The organism is Psychrobacter sp. M9-54-1 (assembly GCF_016613355.1).
Lineage (GTDB): Bacteria > Pseudomonadota > Gammaproteobacteria > Pseudomonadales > Moraxellaceae > Psychrobacter > Psychrobacter faecalis.
Genome location: NZ_JADGFW010000017.1, coordinates 114,245 through 134,250, shown reverse-complemented (window position 1 = coordinate 134,250; position 20,006 = coordinate 114,245). Strand labels below are relative to the sequence as shown.

The window sequence follows — 20,006 nt, the reverse complement described above, 5'->3', positions numbered from 1 at the left end:
GTTTGATTTGGTGTTCTTTTACATCAATTATGGCTATGTCTGATGTCAGCATACTTTTTAGAACACCACCTTATTTTTTAGGTATAGGCTAATGATAGGAAAAAAGCACAGCAACCAGTCCTATAATTCTAAAGTCTGTTATAGATGGTTCCATATTAACAGTCTATTTTGAGTAGTCTGTTAATATGTTTGAAGGGTGAGATAGCTGGTTCCGCTAAGGTATACCTATAAGGGACCACTCAGGCCCTCTCACTGGTTTGGTTTCCTATATAAGGATCTAACGTGTTCCAACAATAGTAAAAATTACGCCAATCTCAACTTATCGTAGGCTTTTGATTTTTATAGAATTTAAAATTTTGGTGGTGTTCTAAAAAGTATGCTGGCGATAGAAGTCAATAAGAAATCTATGCTAAGTTCTCTGATTCTATAGGGCTTTCAAGGCTTCAAAAATTGTTCAAGTTTTAATCAGCATACTTTTTGACACACCACCGAATATTGAATTAGTTAACCGGACTTATAACAGCCTAATGCCATCTAAATAAGACCTAGACGATCACACCTGAAAGACAGGCGCGAATCCACCGCCTGGCGTACGGAAGTTAGTCACCTGACCTTGATACACACGCGCAGCAGGTAGTAACAGTTTTCCGCCATACGTATAAAGACGTATATCTACCTTTCTTGTTGTTACGATGTCATCAATTTTGAGTGATCTCTCTCCTGCAGGGACAAAGGTCTGTGCGATATAATCTTCATCCAGAATGTTTTCGAAGACGCGTCGAGTCAGTTTGCTACCGCGATAAACGCCTTTGCTTCCATGACCAGCAACTGGCTTAAAAAACAGTTGCCGCCGAGTAAGCCACAACTCTGCTGCATCGTCTCTTGATACAATCTTAGTCCTCGGTACAGACCTTTCGAGGCACTCCACTGCAGCCTCATCCAGACCCCAAGAGCGCAATATTTGGGAGTCTGATAGCAATGTCAGGTTTTGCTTATTGGCCAACATAGCATGTACGCGGGGATTGGGTGTCACTACCACAGCACCCTCTAAATAAGCCTGCTTAAGCAATACATGGTCAGGGTCCTCAAATGCAAAGTCGACAAGCCGATTGTAAATCATATCGATTTTCTGGCCATGGGCTGTTAACGTACCGTCGATATACTCGAGTTCAGAGGGATCAAGTATCACAGTATCAATACCTCTAGCTTGGAGCAGTTGACAGGCTAACTCAAACTCTAAGAACATGAACTGACTCTCGGGGTCATTGTCCACAATGGCTATCCGATTGGGCATAGCAACAGCGGACTGTCGCTGCCATTCCTGTTTGAACATGTCAAACACTGCTTCCTCGAACCTATCTAGCATTTGATTGGTTGCAGCGCTTTGCTCTGAGGGGTTGCAACAGCGTTTTTGTGCGCGAGCGAGCAACACATTCAGAAATGCGCCACCGGCATTAGTATTGACCTCGATGAGCTGAGGTCCATCGCTACCCAAGTGAAAGTCATAACCCATGAGGGCCCCTATTGGGCCTGGGTCGAAAGCAGCTATTTCTGGTGCCCACGACAGCACTTGCTCTTGATACAATGGCAGTTCGGCAGCTGACTCGATAGCCCTGACGATTCGCTCCATCGCCTCTATCTCTGTTTTGGGAACGAACACGGGTGTTGCTGAAAAAAGCTTATTAAGCTCGTTCGCTCCTATTGGATTGTTTCTAGTTTCTACCAATTGATCTTGAAGGCTTGTATTAAGCGCTTTACGATCAAGGGTAATGCAGTAGCACTCTTGGTTAAGTCGATTTGCAAGACCGTCATTTTTTTCGTTGTTATTAGTTGGGTGTTCCATTTAGAGTCCGTCGCTAAGTAGAGTACTCACGCTGACATACTCTAGTAAAAAGTAAAAAGTAAAAAGTAAAAAAGGTTCTTGGCGTATTTAAGTAGTGCTAGCTACTTTCTAATGTTTCATTCCCTGAGACTAAATCATTATTTCGTTCATTTTTAATTAATATCTTTGCTAAGAGTAAACCCAGCTCAAATAATAGCCACATAGGAATCGCCAACAACAGCATTGATACACCATCAGGCGGTGTCACTACCGCGGCGATCCCAAAACAGCCGACTATGATATAACGACGCTTATCTTCTAAAATTTGAGTAGAAACGATTCCGGCCATTATCAGCAATAAGGTAACCACTGGAATCTCAAAAGTCAGTCCAAACACCATAAATAGCTTGAGGGCAAAGCTCAGATAACTGTCAATATCGGTCATTGGTATAACGTTCTGCGGAGCGAACATAATAAAAAATTTCAATACCCCTTTGAGTACGACAAAGTAGGAAAAAGCAACACCAGCATAAAATAGAAATATCGAAGATAGCAGTACAGGAATGGCAATTTTCTTCTCTTTTTTATATAAGCCGGAAGCTACAAATGACCAAATTTGATACAGGATATAAGGCATTGCTAAAAATGCGGCGACGAATATCGTTAAGCGAATGGGTGCCATAAAGTTTGACGTTATATCAGTGGCAATCATGGTCGAATTGATGGGTAACTGCGCCACTAATGGGTCTGATAAAAGATTATAAAGCTCGCGTGAAAATCCCACCAATACTAAGAATATAATTAAGACGACCACGCATATTCTTATTAAGTGCGTACGCAGCTCGATTAAATGTCCGGTAATAGGCATATCGCCAAGCGTACCTAACGTATCTCCAGACTCACTATTCTGTGTTGTATCTGTTGGCGCCTCAAACTCTATATCTGTTATTTTTTCTTGTCGACTTTTTTGCCGTTTAAATAGGCTCACTGATCCGCCTCCTGTTTAATGAACGAGGAGGTAGTATTCTGTTGATGGTCTTTATCATAAGGGGTGATTGACTGATGTGAAGCGTCTAGGCTTTGGTTCTGTGACTGCTCAAACTTTTGCATACTGCCACGCATTTCTGCTAATTCGCGCTTCATATCCGACTCGGTCTGACGGATTTTCGCAAGTTCATTTTGCATTTGTTGACGTGTTTCAGCTAGATCAAGCTCAGCTTCTATTTCAGATTGTAGAGTGGATACTGTACGGCGCAGTTTGGCATACCATTGCCCAGCGGTACGTGCGGCTTGCGGCAGTTTTTCTGGGCCCAATACGATTAAAGCAATGACGCCAAACAAGAGTAATTCGGAAAACCCAATATCAAACATAACAGTCACATATATTAATAGACTACTTAGTGCCGCTATTTATAAGCGGTGCGCTTCATACTTTAGGCTGGTCATCAGTGGAAATAGGGCTGATTTCCATATCATCAGCCTGATTACCTACACGCGTATTTAAATCATTACTTGCAGCTGGCGTACTATTTTCATGGCTAAGCACATGATTTTTGCGAGCATTCTCGGGTTCTTCATCTTTGACCGCTTCTTTAAAACCCTTCACCGCACCGCCTAAATCTTTACCTGCATTTTTAAGCTTGGCAGTACCAAATACGACCACCACTACGACCAATAAAATCAGCCAATGTGTAATAGAAAAGCTGCCCATAACGGTATCCTTATATTTTGTGATCTTGTTTAGACCAGTATGTGTCAGTGTGCTTTAGAACACTTTTTACCGTACCAGAATTATAGTTTCAAACGGCGCAATCGCAGCGCGTTAGCAATCACCGAGAATGACGACAAGCTCATCGCTGCCGCTGCTATCATCGGACTGAGCAGAAGCCCAAATGTGGGATAGAGCACACCTGCGGCAATAGGAACACCAAGTGCATTGTAGATAAAGGCAAAAAACAGATTCTGTCTGATATTGCGCATGGTGGCGTGGCTAAGCTTATAAGCTTTGGCAATGCCCATTAAATCACCTTTTAGCAGGGTAATGCCCGCACTCTCCATCGCCACATCGGTACCGGTTCCCATAGCGATACCAACATTAGCTTGCGCTAGCGCTGGTGCGTCGTTGATACCATCACCCGCCATAGCGACCAATTTACCGCTGTCTTGCATTTCTTTGACGATACGGTTTTTATCCTCTGGTGAGACATCCGCATGAACTTCATCAATACCTAGTTTATTGGCGACTGCCTGCGCGGTTTTTTCGTTGTCACCGGTTAGCATCACAACTTTTAAACCTGCGTCATGAAGCAGTGAAATAGCCTCTTTAGTGCTTGGTTTAATAGGGTCAGCAACTGAAATAATACCAGCAGCTTTACCGTCTATAGCCACAAACATTACCGTTTCACCGTCTTTTCTACGGACATCAGCTTTAGTGGACAGCTCATTATCAAAACTATTTAGGCTTTCCATAAGCTTAGAGTTACCAATAGCGACTTTCTTACCATCGACCACGGCTTGTACGCCTTCGCCAGTAGTCGAATTAAAGTCAGTAGCTTTAGGAATAATGAGTGATCTTTCTTGAGCTGCTCTAACGATAGCTTCTGCTAAAGGATGCTCGCTAGCGCTTTCTACTGAGGCTACCAATGCGAGGAACTCGTCTTCATCTTGACCTACCTGCGCATCAATTGCGGTAAGCTCGGGCTTACCAGCGGTCAGTGTTCCGGTCTTGTCGACGACAATGGTATCGACTTTTTCCATACTCTCTAACGCTTCAGCATTTTTGATGAGGACGCCGTTTTGCGCGCCTTTGCCGGTACCAACCATAATGGACATCGGCGTCGCTAGACCAAGGGCACAAGGACAAGCAATAATCAGTACCGCAATCGCGTTAACCAAGGCATAGGCCATAGCGGGCTCAGGGCCGAATATCGCCCAGACAATAAAGGTAATGACGGAGCAAATAAGCACGATCGGTACGAACCACCCAGCTACCTTATCTACCAATTTCTGTATAGGTGCGCGGCTACGCTGGGCTTCAGCAACCATTTGTACAATTTTAGATAATACTGAATCTGCTCCAACATTGACCGCTTCGACTAATAGCGTTCCGGTGCCATTTACCGTACCACCAGTCACTGTATCTCCTGCTACTTTTGATACAGGGATTGGCTCACCCGTCACCATTGATTCATCAACATTACTATTACCATCGATCACTGTACCATCTACGGGTAGTTTCTCACCTGGTTTAACCCGTAGCTTATCGCCAGTGACGACCTCATCAAGCGAGACTTCGACTTCTTCACCGTTTTCATCGACACGTCTTGCGGTTGGTGGTGCGAGCTCAAGCAAAGCTCTAATCGCACCTGAAGTTTGACTTCTAGCTTTGAGCTCTAATACTTGACCCAGTAGCACCAAGGTCACAATGACCGCTGCCGCTTCATAGTAGACTCCGACTTGACCAGAGGCATCTCTGAAACTGTCTGGGAAAATATCGGGAAAAAAGGTCGCGACAATACTAAAAATATAAGCAGCGCCTACGCCTATCGCAATCAAGGTAAACATATTTAGATTGCGGCTTTTTATAGACTGCCAGCCACGGACGAAAAACGGGGCGGCGCCCCAAAGCACTACAGGGGTCGCGAGCACTAACTCAGCCCATTGTAAGATCTTTGAGGAGATACCATACTGACTAAAATTAACTACGTTTAAGTCAAACATACCGCTCATCACATATATTAATAGCGGTACAGTCAACACGGTACATATCCAAAAACGACGAGTCATGTCGTCAAGCTCTGAGGTGTCCTCTTCACCGATAGTAAGCGTTTCGGGCTCAAGCGCCATACCACATATCGGACAACCGCTATTTCTAACGTCTCTCACTTCAGGATGCATAGGACAGGTATATACCGTGCCATCGTAATCAGCAGGTACTTTATCGTATTTACCGCCTTTAACAGATTTTACTCCGCTACTATCAGTATCCTTTCCATGACAGCTAGCGTGACTATCATCTTTAGCAACTTCGTCTTCAGGTTTAAGAAACATGCCACATATTGGGCAGTCACTTTTTTCAACATCTCTTACTTCTGGATGCATAGGACAAATATAGACCGTACCGCTATAATTTTCCGGTATCTTGTCGTACTTATCGTCTTCGACAGAATTTACCTCATTACTATTATTAGCATCCGCTCCATGACAATGCGCATGACTATCTTCATGGTTGTTGGATTCAGCAACCTCGTCTTCAGGTTTAAGAAACATGCCGCATATCGGACAATCGCTCTTTTCAGTATCTCTAACCTCAGGATGCATCGGGCAGATATAAACCGTACCACTATAATTTTCTGGTACTTTATCGTACTGACCACCTTTGATAGATTTTTCATCGGCAATATGTTTCATAAAACCACTCCTTGAAGACAATAAATATTTATAATAAGTACAACTCTTAAAGCACTATCATCAATCCTCGATTGCTATTCATCTAATCATTAATCTAAAAACCTCTAAAAAATAATTTCTATACTTTTCAATTGGAATTTAGTTTTTATCACGCAAATACTTGAGCAGTGCCATGATTGTTAGTACTAGTACTGCGAAAAATAGTAGCGCAAACAACAAGCAGAGAGCCATCCAACCCCAACCCATGCCTTCCATCATAGTATTTCTCCAAGACTCATAGCACTCATATTGACAGTGGTGGGCGAGCGTATACTTTTAGATGCTTACTATCACTCAAGAATAGCAATCGACAGATATTGAACATTTCGATATAGGAATAAGAGGTTTTGAAATAAGAACAGTAAAACAAAGAGCAGTTACTGCAGTTGAAGGGGTAGGTAAAAAATCACATTAATTATCTGTGCAATCTGTCCTTTTAAGGTAAAGGTACCAGCGAAGACTATAGCGCTGATACCAGGTATCACCATTTTTTCATAATCAATTTCTTAGCTTGCCATACCTCTATATATAGCCGTCTATTCGAGCTCTTCAATAAGCGCTTGCATCTCAGCGATTTCACGCTTTTGCGCTTTAATAATATCGTCAGCGAGCTGTTGTACTCTAGGGTCTTCAATATCTGCTCTTGAGCTCGTCAAAATGGCAATCGAGTGATGAGGTATCATGGCTTGCATCCAATCGACTTGATCAACCGTTGCTTGGGAACGCACACCCCAAATACCTACAGCAAACATTACTACACTTATTCCATAAACCAGTAGATTTACCTTGGTCTTCTTATACATATTACCCATAAAGGCCAGCATAATGACGGCCATACCGGCACCCATGTAGAGCGCCATATAAGCTCGGGTCTCACTAAAATAAACATGATCCAATTGATAGGTATTAAAATACATCATGATAAACATTACAATCGTAGACGTCAGAATCATCAAAGTGAACTTCACATAAGGATTCATGCCCTGTTGATGGCTTTGATGATTCATGCTGTTTTGATCAGAAGTATTCATAATATATCTCCTATAATTTTGACAATGTTAGAACCAGAATTTAACACCGGCAGTCAAACTACTGCTATCAACCGATTCATTTTCTTGACGCCGCTGGTCACGCGCACTGCCAAGAGCCGTCTCATAGCTCACACCGACGTAAGGTGCCAGTTGACGACCTAAGGTTTCATAAGTCAGTCTAACTTCAGTCTCTAATTCATTGAATCCCTTGGTGATATGATTGTCAATATCGTCTTTACTAAAAGCTGACAGACCAACTTCCGGTATCACAACCCAGTGCTGACTCAAACGCCATTCATATTCTGCACCAAGATCAAGCCTAACTTGACCATCGGTGTAGAGATATGCTCTAGCATCTGTTTCAATAAAGTAAGGCATTGTGCCGACAATACCGGCCATAATGGCAGGCTTATCATTCTTGGTATCATAGGCGACCCCTGCTTCGCCATTCCAAAAAATACTTAGCGGCTTCCAGTAAGACAATGAGGTCAGACTATCAATGTCTTTCTCATCTTTGGTCTGAACACTACCTTCACTACGTAAAGATAGACGGCGCTCATCTAGGCCATACCAAGCACTAACCTCATAATTAATCTGATCGTCATCAAACTGATAGCCTAAATCGTCTACAGAAACGCCCCATAATGGCATATCACCCATCATCATAGGCTGACCATAGCGTCCATAGGGAACACCGTTTGAATAGTCAGGACTGCGAGCATCAGCTGGAGCTTTACCACCTTGCATACCTGACATATCCATACTGCCATGGTCCATGCCTGACATATCCATACTGCCATGGTCCATGCCTGACATATCCATACTGCCATGGTCCATGCCTGACATATCCATACTGCCATGGTCCATGCCTGACATATCCATGCCACTGTGATCCATATCCGACATGTCCATACCAGACATATCCATTTTGCTGTGATCCATATCCGACATGTCCATACTACTATGGTCCATATCTGACATAGTCATGTCTTTTTTAGCAGTGGCAGGGTCAGCAGCATTAGCAAATGATGATGCTAGTAATACCAATGATGATACCCCAGCGAACCGTAAACCCACTTTATGTATTTTCATCTCATCTCTCACCTATCAACCAAAGATTTGCTTAAACGACCGCCACTTCTCTGAACATACCGGCTTCCATATGATAGAGCAGATGACAATGCCATGCCCATCGACCAGCTTCTCCTGTGACATCAAAGCTAATTTTTTGAGCTGGTTGCACCATCATAGTATGCTTGCGCACCTGAAACTCACCGTTAGGCATGCGCAAATCGCTCCACATCCCATGTAAATGCATCGGATGATTCATCATCGTGTCATTGACTAAGGTAATACGCACGCGCTCACCCGGCTTGATATTGACCGGCGTGGCCTCACTGAACTTAACCCCATCAAACGCCCAAATATAGCGCTCCATGTTACCGGTTAAATGTAGCTCGATCTCTCGGGTAGGCTTGCGCTGCTCCGCAAATATTGCCTCATCGACAGAGCGTAGCTGACTATAATTCAATACCTCTCTATTAATATTGCGCAGGTTGATACCTGGATCGTCAAGGTTCATACGTGGACTGTCCACACGCATATCAGACTTAAAGTCATATTCTGTTTTAGCGTGCTTAGCTTTATAACCATTAGCACCCATAGCACCCATCATATCTGCCATGGTGAGCCATTCAATTTTGTCCATAGCAGGCGTTGCCGCACGAGCACCTTCTTTGGTGGCAAGCGTTGCTGCGACATAGCCCGAACGGTCTATGTTTTGGGCAAATATGGTATGCGCATCTTTGGTCGGGGTGACAATGACATCATAGGTCTCAGCCACGCCAATACGAAAATCATCAATAGCGACTGGTGCGACATCATTACCATCCGTTGAGACGACTGTCATTTTAAGACCGGGTATGCGTACATCAAAGATGGTTTGCGCTGAGGCATTGATAAAGCGTAATTTAACGCGCTGTCCTGCTTTGACGATTTGCGCCCAATTAGCTGCGGTCGTTTTGCCATTGATAAGGTAGGTAAATGTGTTTTCACCCGACAAGTCCGTAAAATCAGTGGGCATCATGCGCATCTGATTCCACATTTTGCGCTTATCAAACGCGGTTTTCATATCCGTTTCGGCAATATCAGCAAGCAGTTTTTTGAAGTCTGGTAGATGGTAGTTATCAAAGTCGGCGCGCTGTTTGAGCAGCTTCAAGAGATTATGCGGGTTGCGGCTGGTCCAATCACTAAGCACGATCACATGGTCTTCGTCGATAGGATGACGCTCACGCCCTTTAGGTTCAATCACAATGGCACCCAGCATACCGGTTTGTTCTTGGAACCCACTGTGTGAGTGATACCAATAAGTGCCTGATTGTTTTAATTTGAATTTATAAGTAAAGGTGCTGTGCGCAGGAATACCATCAAAGCTAATGCCCGGCACCCCGTCCATCTCAAACGGTACTAGTAGTCCATGCCAATGGATAGAGGTTGATTCATCCATCTGATTATGAACACGTATCACTACCGTATCGCCCTCGCGCATTTTTAGCGTTGGCGCTGGTAATGAGTCATTAATGAGCGTCGCCGTGCTTGACTTGCCATCAACAATGATGGGTTTTTTGCTGACATAAAGATCAAACTCTTTGCCTGTCAGTATGGGTACTTTATGATCGGGTTTATCACTGTTAATAGTAGCGCCCTGACTGCCTGAGCGACTCGATTGTCCCAATGCGCTACTAGCAATAGTCGGCATCAAGGAGGCACCAAGGACAGCAGAGGATCCGGTTAAAAAACGTCGGCGGTTCAGTATGTTCTTTTTATTCATAATGATAACCTGATTTAATTTGAGAGATGGTGGTTAAGCTTATAGTTATAACATTTTCGATATTTAACAGAATCTATTCACATCTAAGCCAACACTACAGCTGCTGCTGAGGAGACTCAATAGCAGCATAGACTTCTGTGGTGCCGTCTTTATTAAGCTGCATTACCTTATAAGGCATGAATTTACCTTCATACTCCATACCGGGGCTACCAACCGGCATACTCGGTACGGCAAGTCCAATAGCTTGTGCAGGAGGATTTGCTAAGAATTCAGCCATGTGTTTAGCAGGGACATGCCCTTCAAAGACAAAACCGTCGGTGGTAACGGTGGTATGACAAGAGCGCATTTGCTGTGGTACGCCATAACGCTCCTTAAATAAGGATAGATCTTCCACATCGTGCGTGGTTGCACTTAATCCATTGTTTTTTGCATAGCCTACCCATTCTTTACAGCAGCCGCAGTTGGCATCTTTATAAACCGTGGCTGAGACGTTTTTGAGTAATGATGACGAGCTGTTAACGGGAGCATTTGTAGGAGCAGAACTTTCATTTTGTACTTGTGCATTCTGGGTAGCAGACTGTTCAACCTTTACTGGTTGAGAATCAGAGCCACTGGTATTAGATTGGCTGCAAGCGGCTAGCGTTAACGAGAGTGACGATGTCACCACCAATAAAAGGACACGACCGGATAACCAGCTATGTCCATTAGAAAGCACATGTGTGTAATGTCTCATTAAATTACTCCTAAACGTCTATTGTTATGCTCGCTATTCTAAAAACTTACACCCTATATTTGAATTCTTATGTACTTAACTAAAAACATTAAATGCAGCACTGTTCAGTACTACATTGGTGATAGCGACAACCGTGAGTTAGGAGGCTTTCATATCTAGAAAGTATTAATGCTGCATTCCAGATCCATCATCCGACATATTCATATCACCATCAAATGACATGTCCATCATATCGCCATCTATCCTAGTGGTTAGCATCGTGTACTGAGCTTCATCTAATTCAGGTAACGATCTGATAAAAGCAACCATTGCCCACATTCTAGCGTCATCATGGGACGCGCCCCACGCAGGCATTCCAGATGCCATAATACCGTGCTTGATTGCCCAAAAGCTTTGCTTTGCACCGTCTTCTGTTTGATAACGTTTGACAATATCAGCCTTGGTAAAGTTGGGCGGCTTTGGATATAAGCCCTCACTAAAGTCAGTTTGTGCCACTCCCGGAGACAAGTGACAGCCTGCACACATATCCTTATAGTCCGCGCCACCAGAACTGATTAGCTCAACCTTCTCTAAATCTGGTACCACAATATCTTTACTGGCATTTTCTATGGAACGATTGCGAGCAGTTTCTAAAAAGCTAAACATCATTGGGCTATGCTCTTGGTCAGCTCCCACATTGACAACGCCACTAGTAACAACCGCAAACACGCTAACGATTGCCACAAATACGGTAAAGAGCGCACCCAATAAAAATTTCATATGTTTTCCTAACAATTTATTTCCGTTAAGTGTTGACTGCTATTTAACAGAGCTAAAATTTTTAAGATTTACTGTCGTTAGTAACGCAGTGTTTTTGGTACATTTGCTTCATTTTACCCATGTTAGCCATCATCGCTTTCATGGCAGGATCGCTCATGTCCATCTTGCTATGATCCATTTTTCCCATCATATCCATATGCTTTTGCATTTTTTCACAGTTCATTTGATCTTTTTCAGCATGCATTTTAGGGTCATGCGCCATAGCTGAGGTCGATACGACAAGAGCGATGGCCGTCATTGCGATTGATTTAGACAGTAATTTAAATTGTGACATGATTAACTCCTATTGTTTGGATTAAAGGCTATTGAGTTCAATAGCTGTTAAACCAGCCTAAATGATACATTAATCATTCTGACTGGTAGATGACGTTAAGATTACAATGCTGTCATTCTCACTGCTTTAGATTACAATGCTGTCATTCTCACTGTTTTAGATTCTAATGCGCGATATATTCATTTAATATGGCTTCAGCATTTCTATCACGATCGCTACCATATTTTTTTACAAAATACTTTTCAGACTGCAAATGTTGATCTTGATGTTGAACCTGACAAGCCACTCTGGCGTCGACATAACTTTTCTTTTGCTCTTTGGACATTTGTGCATCATTATGATCTGCGTTTCTTGCAAAACTAGTGAGCGCATCACAATTACCGAGAACAGAAGCATCTAAGTTTGTGGTATGCGCATTGGCCGCTGACATGCCCACTAACATCGATACTGAAAGCAAAGCTGCTTTTTTTAATGAACTATAATTTTTCATATAAGACCCTTTAAAGATAAATAACAAACTGTTTAAGTAGGATAATTGCTTTACTCGTAGAGGCAGTCTGTATCAGAGACAAGCCAATATGCGGAGTTGATTTAGAATACTAAATGGTGGCTGACAGCTAGATGACACGGATATTACATGTTCGTTAGGAACAGCATAATATTGTCATCTTCTTGTCATTAAAACCAAATACCAGCATCTGTCTCTATCCAAAGAACACTGTTATAACAAGGGTTCCTGATAAATATATGGCTGATAAGCTAACAATGTTAGTGATACGCTGTTGACAACTATAATGATATAAAGGTAAGCAACGATGAAAGTACTGTTAGTAGAAGATGAGAAAAACCTTGGAGAATATATTAAGAAAGGCTTAACTGAGGCCGGTTTCATCGTGGATCATCACATGACAGGTTTAGATGGCTATCATGCGTTAATGACTGAAGATTTTAGTGTGGTGGTGATGGATGTGATGCTGCCTGACGTCAGCGGCTTTGAGCTGATACAGCGCTACCGTGCTGCTGGAAAGCATACGCCTGTTTTATTTTTAACCGCTAAAGATGATTTAAGCGATCGGATTAAGGGCATTGAAATTGGTGGCGATGATTATCTGACCAAGCCTTTTGCTTTTGCTGAACTGATTGTTAGAATAAAAAGCCTATTGCGCCGTGCCAATCAATCTGATTATAAAAGCTCGGTCATACACATAGCTGATCTGAAAATGGATATTGCCAAACGCACCGTTCATAGAGGCGATACCAACATAAAATTGACTGCTAAAGAATTTGCTTTATTACAACTTTTCTTAGAACGTCAAGGTGAGGTACTGCCGCGCACTGTGATCGCCTCGCAAGTATGGGATATAAACTTTGACAGTGATACGAATGTCATTGACGTGGCTATAAGGCGCTTGCGGATAAAAATTGATGATGGATTTGATATAAAGCTGATTCACACAGTACGCGGTATGGGCTATCGATTAGAGCCACTGAATGTCGGAGCAGACAGTAGCATGGGCGACGATGACACCAACAAAGATGATCTAAAATAAAATGAGAGATAAATTTAAGAATCGACGCTGGCCTTTGTTATGGCGTACTGTTTTTTTACTGACAATATTTGTTGTTATCTCTCAAGTTGTTATTTATATATGGGTTCAGCGCTCTGTTAACGAGCACTTTGAGCAAATGGACTCAGAGATTATTACCCATGCAGCTTTTAACCTGCGTAAACGCATGGTGAATTTTAACGATCACATAGAACCTTTTACAGTGTCAAAGTCGCAAGCGCTAATTGATGCCAATCATCTACATTCTTCTTGGTTAGACTATGATTTAAAAACGTTAATATCAGACAAAAACGGCAATTTATTGTCCAGCGATCCCAGTAATTTCATCAATGATCTACCGGCAGATTTTAGCTTGTTACAACTATTGCAGGACTATCGCGATCAGCAGTTTATGATCAAGATAAATAATAGGCATTACCGAGCCATTATCATTACACATCAAGAGGTTTTGGCATTTATTGCTCTACCTATCGATGTGCATCATCAATATCTTATCCAGTTTAATCGCCAGCTGAGCTTGATACTTATCGCCATTACCTTATTATTGGTTTCAGTAGCAGCACTAAGTGTACACTGGGGTTTTGCTCCCCTAGCTACTATCGTACAAAAGATGAAAGGCATTAATCTTCAAAGGTTAGATGAAAGAATTGTGGTTGGCGATATGCCGTTAGAATTACGTCCACTAACGGAGTCTTATAATTCTATGATGGTCAAGCTTGAAAGTAACTTTGAATCATTATCACGGTTTTCAGACAATATCGCCCATGAGCTACGTACGCCAATAGCGACGCTGAGTACGCAAACGCAAGTCATGTTAACTAAGCCAAGAGAAAGCGACGAATACATTGAGCAATTGCATCATCAGCATGATACGTTAAAGCAGTTATCCGCCATGATTAACGATATGTTATTACTGGCAAAAACTCAAAAAGAGCTGAGTGATTCGCAAATCAGTCATGTCGATATAGAGAGCTTGATCACAAAGCTTATAGATTATTATGAGATGATTGCTGAGGATCGTGAGATAATCTTTGAAAAATCGGGTGATTTTAAAACAGTACTAGGTGATAAAGGCTTATTGCAACGGCTGTTTGCCAACCTGATGTCAAATGCGATTTATTATGCGGCTAGTAATAGCACTATTATGATATCCGCTACTGTCCTCACTTCAAGCACCTCGCTTAATGCGCCAAAAGACGATATTCAATCCCCAGAGCAGCTCTGGTTAAGAATAACTATGACCAACCGTCTAGACAAACCATTAAATCAGATTGAAGCCGATAAACTGTTTGAGCGATTCTATCGTCATGATAAAACGAATACGATGCATTCAGGAACAGGCTTAGGCTTATCTATTGTGCAAGCTATCGCCAATGCTCATAATGGCAAAGTTAGTATTACTATCAAAGATGAGTGTCTTTTTGAGGTTGCTGTAAAGTTGTTGATTGCCAGGTAGTAAATACCTTCATACTGTCTATGAATCGCTCAGATTAGATCGAAGGCGAGTTTACTTGGAAGGTCTCTCTATCCATAAGATGAGATTCTGACTTGCGATAGTTGTACTTTTCAATTGTTGGACAAAAAATTTCTTATATAAGCCTATTTCATACATTCTATTACCAATAATTATGATGCCTTTATGATGATTCATCCTCAGTATGATCCCGTAGCGCTTTCCTTGGGTCCATTGGAAGTGCACTGGTATGGGCTAATGTATTTGCTAGCCTTTGCTGCCGCTTACGGTTTGGCTTGGTATCGCAGTACCAAACGCGACAATTGGACCACCGACATGGTCTCTGACTTAGTCTTTTATGGCGCGCTTGGTGTCATCTTAGGCGGTCGTATTGGCTATGTGCTGTTTTATCAGTTCGGTGAATTACTCCAAAACCCTGCCTATATATTAAAAGTCTGGGAAGGCGGTATGTCTTTCCACGGCGGCTTTATCGGCGTCATGCTAGGTATGTGGTTCTTTGCCCGTAAATATAAAAAGACTACCTTTCAAGTATTCGATTTTATCGTTCCTTGTGTACCAACCGGCTTACTGTTTGGGCGTATCGGCAACTATATCAATGGCGAATTATGGGGTCGCGTCTCAGACGGTGGCTATAACTGGCTGACCTACTTTCCGCAAGCCGCGGCGTTTGATATGGAGCAATTACAGAGCAATCCACAATTGCAAGAATTGATGATTGAAGTCAATGGTCAATACATATTGCCTCGTCATCCATCACAGCTATATGAAGCCTTTGCCGAAGGTCTGCTGCTATTTATATTCTTATGGTGGTATTCATCAAAACCACGTCCACGTATGGCCGCCTCCGCTGTATTCTTACTAGGCTATGGCATCAGCCGCTTTATCATTGAATTCTTCCGCCAGCCAGATGCTGACCAAGGATTCATATTATTAGGTTGGATGACCAAAGGGCAAATCTTAAGCGCGCCGATGATTATCGCCGGCTTAATCATGCTGATTTATGCTTACAAACGCGGTATTTATGATTGGGGTAAGCAGTCTGCATATTAGAAATAAGTGTCGACGGAGTTTTTCAAGGTAGTTGTCACCATCAAGCTAAATTAAGCGGCTTGTAATCTTTGCTGTTGTTGCTCTTTTACAGGATTTAGCGTTGTTGGCCCTACAGGCTCGCAGTTCCTCACCTCCTGAGTTCCCCAGCGTATCGGGTTTTCATCTTTAGCGCGCTGCATCGTGAGCAGACGCTTCGCCAGTACTTCCTTATCCTCACCCGTATGGCGCTGATTGGGCGTCACAAAGTTCAGCTGACTGTGCTTATGCTCATTGTTGTACCAGCGCGTGAAGCTCAGCATCCATCGTCTTGCCGCATCTAAGCTCTTAAAGCCATCGATAGGCCAATTAGGGCGATACTTGCAGGTTTTAAATAAAGACTCTGCAAACGGGTTGTCATTACTGACACGCGGTCTGCTGTAAGAGGTGAGTACCCCAAGCTCATACGCTTTCATGCGCATGGTTTGAGCTTTCATCGGTGCCCCATTGTCTGAGTGTAGCACCACCTCAGTGTGCAATGCATTCTCACTGATTAAAGTACGCTCAAGCAGCTGAGCTGCCAGTACACCTGACTCGTGGTCATAAACCTCCCAGCCAACAATTTTACGGCTATAGACATCCTCTATCATGTACAAATAATAGAACTGCCCCCGTACCGGACTTGGCAGATAGGTGATATCCCAGCAGAACACTTGGCAAGGGCCAGTGGCAGTAAAGGTCTTTGGGGCGCTTGAGGCTTTAGGGGCAAGTGCACGACCGCGGTGAGCCAATTGCTCATGCTGCCTCAGCACCCGATAAAAGGTAGACTCTGAGCCATGATATATCCCCTCATCAAGCAGGGTCGGTACAATTTGGGTGGGCGGCAGACTGGCAAGGCGGGGCTGATTGCACACGGCTAGGATGGCGGCTTGTTCAGAGGCGCTCAGTTTATTCTTAGGAGCTTGGCGCACGGCGTCACACCGTTTATCACCATTCACGTGACCTGCGCGGTACCAGCGCCGATAGGTGCGGATGCTAATACCAACTTCAATACAGGCAAGGTTAAGTCTGGCTCCTGAGTGATTGGCCTCTTGTATCCAGTCTATGTATTGCTTGCGCTTAGGGAGCAAGGTCAGTCGTCCTCGTGCTCCTCCCAAAACGCTTCCAACTTTTTTCGCAATACCAGTAAGGCGGCAGTTTCAGCTAAAGCCTTTTCTTTTCGAGCAAGCTCTCGGGTGAGTTGTTTGATCTGTTTGCGATCGCTCTGCTGCTGACGCTTGTCTTTCAGGCTTTGTTGTTTGCTGCTGCTAAAGCCTTGTAAGGCGTCAGTACGCCACGCTTTGATTTGCTCAACATATAGGCCTTTGCTGCGGCAGTATTCGCTAAGTTCACTCTCGCTTAGGGTGGCCGTCTCTATAATGGTGGCAAGCTTGGTTTCGCTTGACCAGTCATCAGGGGTTTTATGGTTCGTTGGTATGGGGTGACCTTGTTCTCTAGCTTGGGCACGCCAATTATACAGGGTCTGTAATCCGATGCCTTCACTTCTTGAAATCTCGGCAACACTTAGGCTCAGCGGGGGTAGCAGTTTGCTGAGTATAGCCTGTTTACGTTCTTCGCTATATCGTGGCATGATGTGTCCTCATTGTCCCCTTTGGAATTATTATTTAGGGGTGACAACTATCCTGCCATAGGGGGAGGCGGTTGGTGTTGGGGTAGCTACCGTTTATCGTGTGTTAAAAGAGAACTAATAGGCTCTTCTCTCTTTATTATCTCTTTTCTTTTTAGGCCATTAAACCTTTCTTCTTTAATGCCAACTAAAATTCCTACTTCTAATTAAAGGTTTTCTTATGCATCCAGTTGACTCTAGCCGTGTGGTTTTTTTCTCTATTCATGATATGGGTGGTACTACTCAGCTCAGAAAAGGTGAGGCTGTCTTAAAGCATCCTATTAAATCGGAGTATACGGATGTCAATGAGGTGATAGAACTCTTTAATATTAAGAAGTACTTTGATGCTGGACTTTTTCTGTCTACTTGGAGTTCTGATGAATTACAGCTCTTTCAAGAGCGTGTATCTTGCTATGGCCAGGTTATTGGTAGATTCATATCCTGCCTTGATGATACTAATATTGAGAGTTTTTTCAATACTACCAATCATAATTATATTAGTTCATTTTGGGAACTCTTTAACAGCCAAAATGTGGCTAAACGTGTATCTAATAGTGTCTTTCAAAGAATTTTGTTGCAAGAGCCCTACCTGATAAAGACTGTTTTAACTCACCCTAATGTGGTTAGCAAATATGGCTTAGTCCTAAAAGATTTTCTAATGGCTAATCCTAAGTCTGGTGAAATATTGCTTTTGATTTATGAGATTGATGACCCGTACAACAGAAATAAAATGTTGCTTCCTAAATGCCTCACTATTGAGGATAAAGAGTTTCTGATATCGAACTATCTAAGCTCTAGTGACGTAAACTTAAGCTATGTGAAGATAATAAGGAATCTGAAAAATAGAGGTGACTTTAAGATTTCCGATAAGACTAGGTTGCAAGCTAAACGTCTGTATACAAAAGAAACAGAGCGTTTGCAACAAGGTAATGAGTTGCATAATTATACTTATGGCGTGTCCATAAGTTTTGAAGAAAATATCGCTAATAATAAGCATGGATCCATGGATAATAATGTTCTGTACTATTCTTATAGCTTAGATTACGTTACTAATAACACAGACCTTTATACACTGTTTTCGAATTTTAAATACCTGTTTGAGTATCTGGATCATCAAAATAGAATAAGTCTAGTAAGTAATGAGAAAAATTTAGGCATTTTTGAGAGAATTATGGGCGTTAGCGCACAAAATGAATATAGAGGTGGAATAGCTTTCTCAGTGTCTGAAATGACCTCACAAGCCCAAATAGCTACTTACAGTAAAGTTGTAAATAAATTAGGGACATCATTAGAAGATATAGTCCATTACGTATTTGAGGAATCATTTCGAGAGAAGTACAACTTCGCAGATAACTCCAAATTCTCAATTCCTACAGCAAAAACGTTTCTAGAAAAAGTTAGATTGTTGGCACCGGAGTTTGAGTCAGCTCTAAAGCAGTTCAAAATTTTTGTAGAAGAAGGTCATATTGATTTTGAGCTCTTACAGATATCATCTTCTCCATCTTCGATAGGAGACATTCCCAGCCTTAACGAGGATAAATATATTTATTTAAACAATAACAACAATATATTGCTTCAATGTCTAAACTTATTCTTTTCAGACCAAAGAAGCCTTAATTATGTAGAGCCTTTCAAAGAGAAAGGATACAGTAATTTTTTTGATTTATTAGAAAAAGAAAAGGTAAAGTCTAGTAATTATGAAGAGTATCAACAGCCTGAGCTGAACTATCTTATAGATAATGGTTTTATAATAATTGACGAAAACGACTTTATAATAGTTACAAATCCTATAAGGCTAATCATACTCAGTGACTTGCATGATAACGATGTAGGATCCTACTATCATTATCCGCTTGAATATCGTCAGGAGGCACAAAGAATGGCTGCTGAAGGTATAGTACAGTTTGAGAAGACACTATTTTCCAAGCCTGAGCAATCATATTTTAATTACTGCTTAAACAAAAGTGAGTTTACTAACGGGCTTGATTTAAGAAATAGCTACTTACATGGAACACAAGCGAGTCATGATGAAACTAATGTTCATGGGAATGCTTATTTTACTTACTTAAAGTTGATATTTTTAGCACTACTAAAAATTGAGGATGATTTAAATATTAATACTTCTATGAAAAGTATGACCACTCCTTACTAAGCTCTAAAACACTATAAAACATAAAAAAGACAGACCTGTAGCAGATAAACTTATTAAGGCTAATAACTTAAATATTAAGTTCAGGCCCCGTATTTACTTCTATAAATTATTTTCTATAGGCGATGATATACAAACAGTATTATCTCAAAGGTGGTTAAATAC

At 42.1% G+C, this 20,006-nt stretch carries 17 protein-coding genes; 4 read left to right on the top strand and 13 right to left on the bottom strand.

What is annotated here, in order from left to right; genetic code table 11:
• Positions 1 to 553: 553 nt before the first annotated feature.
• The 12 genes from IQ457_RS08010 to IQ457_RS07955 all read right to left on the bottom strand — a co-directional run bounded on the left by IQ457_RS08010 (position 554) and on the right by IQ457_RS07955 (position 12,448).
• A complete protein-coding gene (locus IQ457_RS08010; protein WP_036599449.1) occupies positions 554 to 1,843 on the bottom strand; it encodes a hypothetical protein in 1,290 nt (429 codons plus the stop codon).
• A gap of 97 nt (positions 1,844 to 1,940) precedes the next feature.
• Positions 1,941 to 2,810: a twin-arginine translocase subunit TatC gene (gene tatC / locus IQ457_RS08005; protein ID WP_011959994.1), complete on the bottom strand. Its 870-nt coding sequence runs from the start codon at positions 2,808 to 2,810 to the stop codon at positions 1,941 to 1,943.
• On the bottom strand, positions 2,807 to 3,193 hold the full coding sequence (gene tatB, locus IQ457_RS08000) for a Sec-independent protein translocase protein TatB (RefSeq protein ID WP_036599454.1): 387 nt from the start codon (positions 3,191 to 3,193) through the stop codon (positions 2,807 to 2,809). The genes tatC and tatB overlap by 4 nt, the downstream gene beginning before the upstream one ends.
• Positions 3,194 to 3,248: 55 nt before the next feature.
• Complete coding sequence (tatA, locus tag IQ457_RS07995) at positions 3,249 to 3,533, bottom strand: Sec-independent protein translocase subunit TatA (RefSeq protein WP_011959992.1); 285 nt, start codon at positions 3,531 to 3,533, stop codon at positions 3,249 to 3,251.
• Positions 3,534 to 3,613: 80 nt separating this feature from the next.
• Positions 3,614 to 6,232: a copper-transporting P-type ATPase gene (locus IQ457_RS07990; RefSeq protein ID WP_087945736.1), complete on the bottom strand. Its 2,619-nt coding sequence runs from the start codon at positions 6,230 to 6,232 to the stop codon at positions 3,614 to 3,616.
• A 575-nt stretch (positions 6,233 to 6,807) separates the two neighbouring features.
• Positions 6,808 to 7,302, bottom strand: coding sequence for a DUF305 domain-containing protein (locus IQ457_RS07985; RefSeq protein ID WP_060492335.1), 495 nt, complete (start codon positions 7,300 to 7,302; stop codon positions 6,808 to 6,810).
• A 27-nt stretch (positions 7,303 to 7,329) separates the two neighbouring features.
• A complete protein-coding gene (locus IQ457_RS07980; protein WP_200662747.1) occupies positions 7,330 to 8,394 on the bottom strand; it encodes a copper resistance protein B in 1,065 nt (354 codons plus the stop codon).
• Between the two features lie 31 nt (positions 8,395 to 8,425).
• Positions 8,426 to 10,132 carry a copper resistance system multicopper oxidase gene (locus IQ457_RS07975; protein ID WP_200662746.1) on the bottom strand — a complete coding sequence of 569 codons (1,707 nt, stop codon included), beginning with the start codon at positions 10,130 to 10,132 and terminating at the stop codon, positions 8,426 to 8,428.
• A gap of 94 nt (positions 10,133 to 10,226) precedes the next feature.
• A complete protein-coding gene (locus IQ457_RS07970; RefSeq protein ID WP_011959987.1) occupies positions 10,227 to 10,865 on the bottom strand; it encodes a DUF411 domain-containing protein in 639 nt (212 codons plus the stop codon).
• A 165-nt stretch (positions 10,866 to 11,030) separates the two neighbouring features.
• Positions 11,031 to 11,624 (bottom strand): c-type cytochrome, encoded by a 594-nt coding sequence (locus tag IQ457_RS07965; protein ID WP_133104938.1) that lies wholly within the window; start codon positions 11,622 to 11,624, stop codon positions 11,031 to 11,033.
• A gap of 61 nt (positions 11,625 to 11,685) precedes the next feature.
• Positions 11,686 to 11,958 (bottom strand): hypothetical protein, encoded by a 273-nt coding sequence (locus IQ457_RS07960; protein ID WP_011959985.1) that lies wholly within the window; start codon positions 11,956 to 11,958, stop codon positions 11,686 to 11,688.
• 163 nt (positions 11,959 to 12,121) lie between these two features.
• Entirely contained in the window at positions 12,122 to 12,448 is a 327-nt protein-coding gene (locus tag IQ457_RS07955; protein WP_011959984.1) for a hypothetical protein, read from the bottom strand.
• Between the two features lie 325 nt (positions 12,449 to 12,773).
• Here IQ457_RS07955 and IQ457_RS07950 point away from each other — a divergent pair, with 325 nt between their 5' ends.
• The 3 genes from IQ457_RS07950 to lgt all read left to right on the top strand — a co-directional run bounded on the left by IQ457_RS07950 (position 12,774) and on the right by lgt (position 16,050).
• Complete coding sequence (locus tag IQ457_RS07950; protein WP_200662745.1) at positions 12,774 to 13,508, top strand: heavy metal response regulator transcription factor; 735 nt, start codon at positions 12,774 to 12,776, stop codon at positions 13,506 to 13,508.
• A 1-nt stretch (position 13,509) separates the two neighbouring features.
• Positions 13,510 to 14,982, top strand: coding sequence for an ATP-binding protein (locus tag IQ457_RS07945; RefSeq protein WP_011959982.1), 1,473 nt, complete (start codon positions 13,510 to 13,512; stop codon positions 14,980 to 14,982).
• Between the two features lie 183 nt (positions 14,983 to 15,165).
• Positions 15,166 to 16,050, top strand: coding sequence for a prolipoprotein diacylglyceryl transferase (lgt, locus tag IQ457_RS07940; RefSeq protein ID WP_011959981.1), 885 nt, complete (start codon positions 15,166 to 15,168; stop codon positions 16,048 to 16,050).
• Between the two features lie 50 nt (positions 16,051 to 16,100).
• On the opposite strand, the gene IQ457_RS07935 is transcribed toward lgt, so the two are convergent.
• A protein-coding gene (locus IQ457_RS07935; protein ID WP_242465389.1) for an IS3 family transposase occupies positions 16,101 to 17,656 on the bottom strand; the annotation gives its coding sequence in 2 pieces (ribosomal slippage) (positions 16,101 to 17,203 and positions 17,203 to 17,656; 1,557 coding nt in all).
• Between the two features lie 217 nt (positions 17,657 to 17,873).
• On the opposite strand from IQ457_RS07935, the gene IQ457_RS07930 reads away from it, so the two are divergent.
• Entirely contained in the window at positions 17,874 to 19,844 is a 1,971-nt protein-coding gene (locus tag IQ457_RS07930; RefSeq protein WP_200662744.1) for a hypothetical protein, read from the top strand.
• The last annotated feature ends 162 nt before the right edge of the window (positions 19,845 to 20,006 follow it).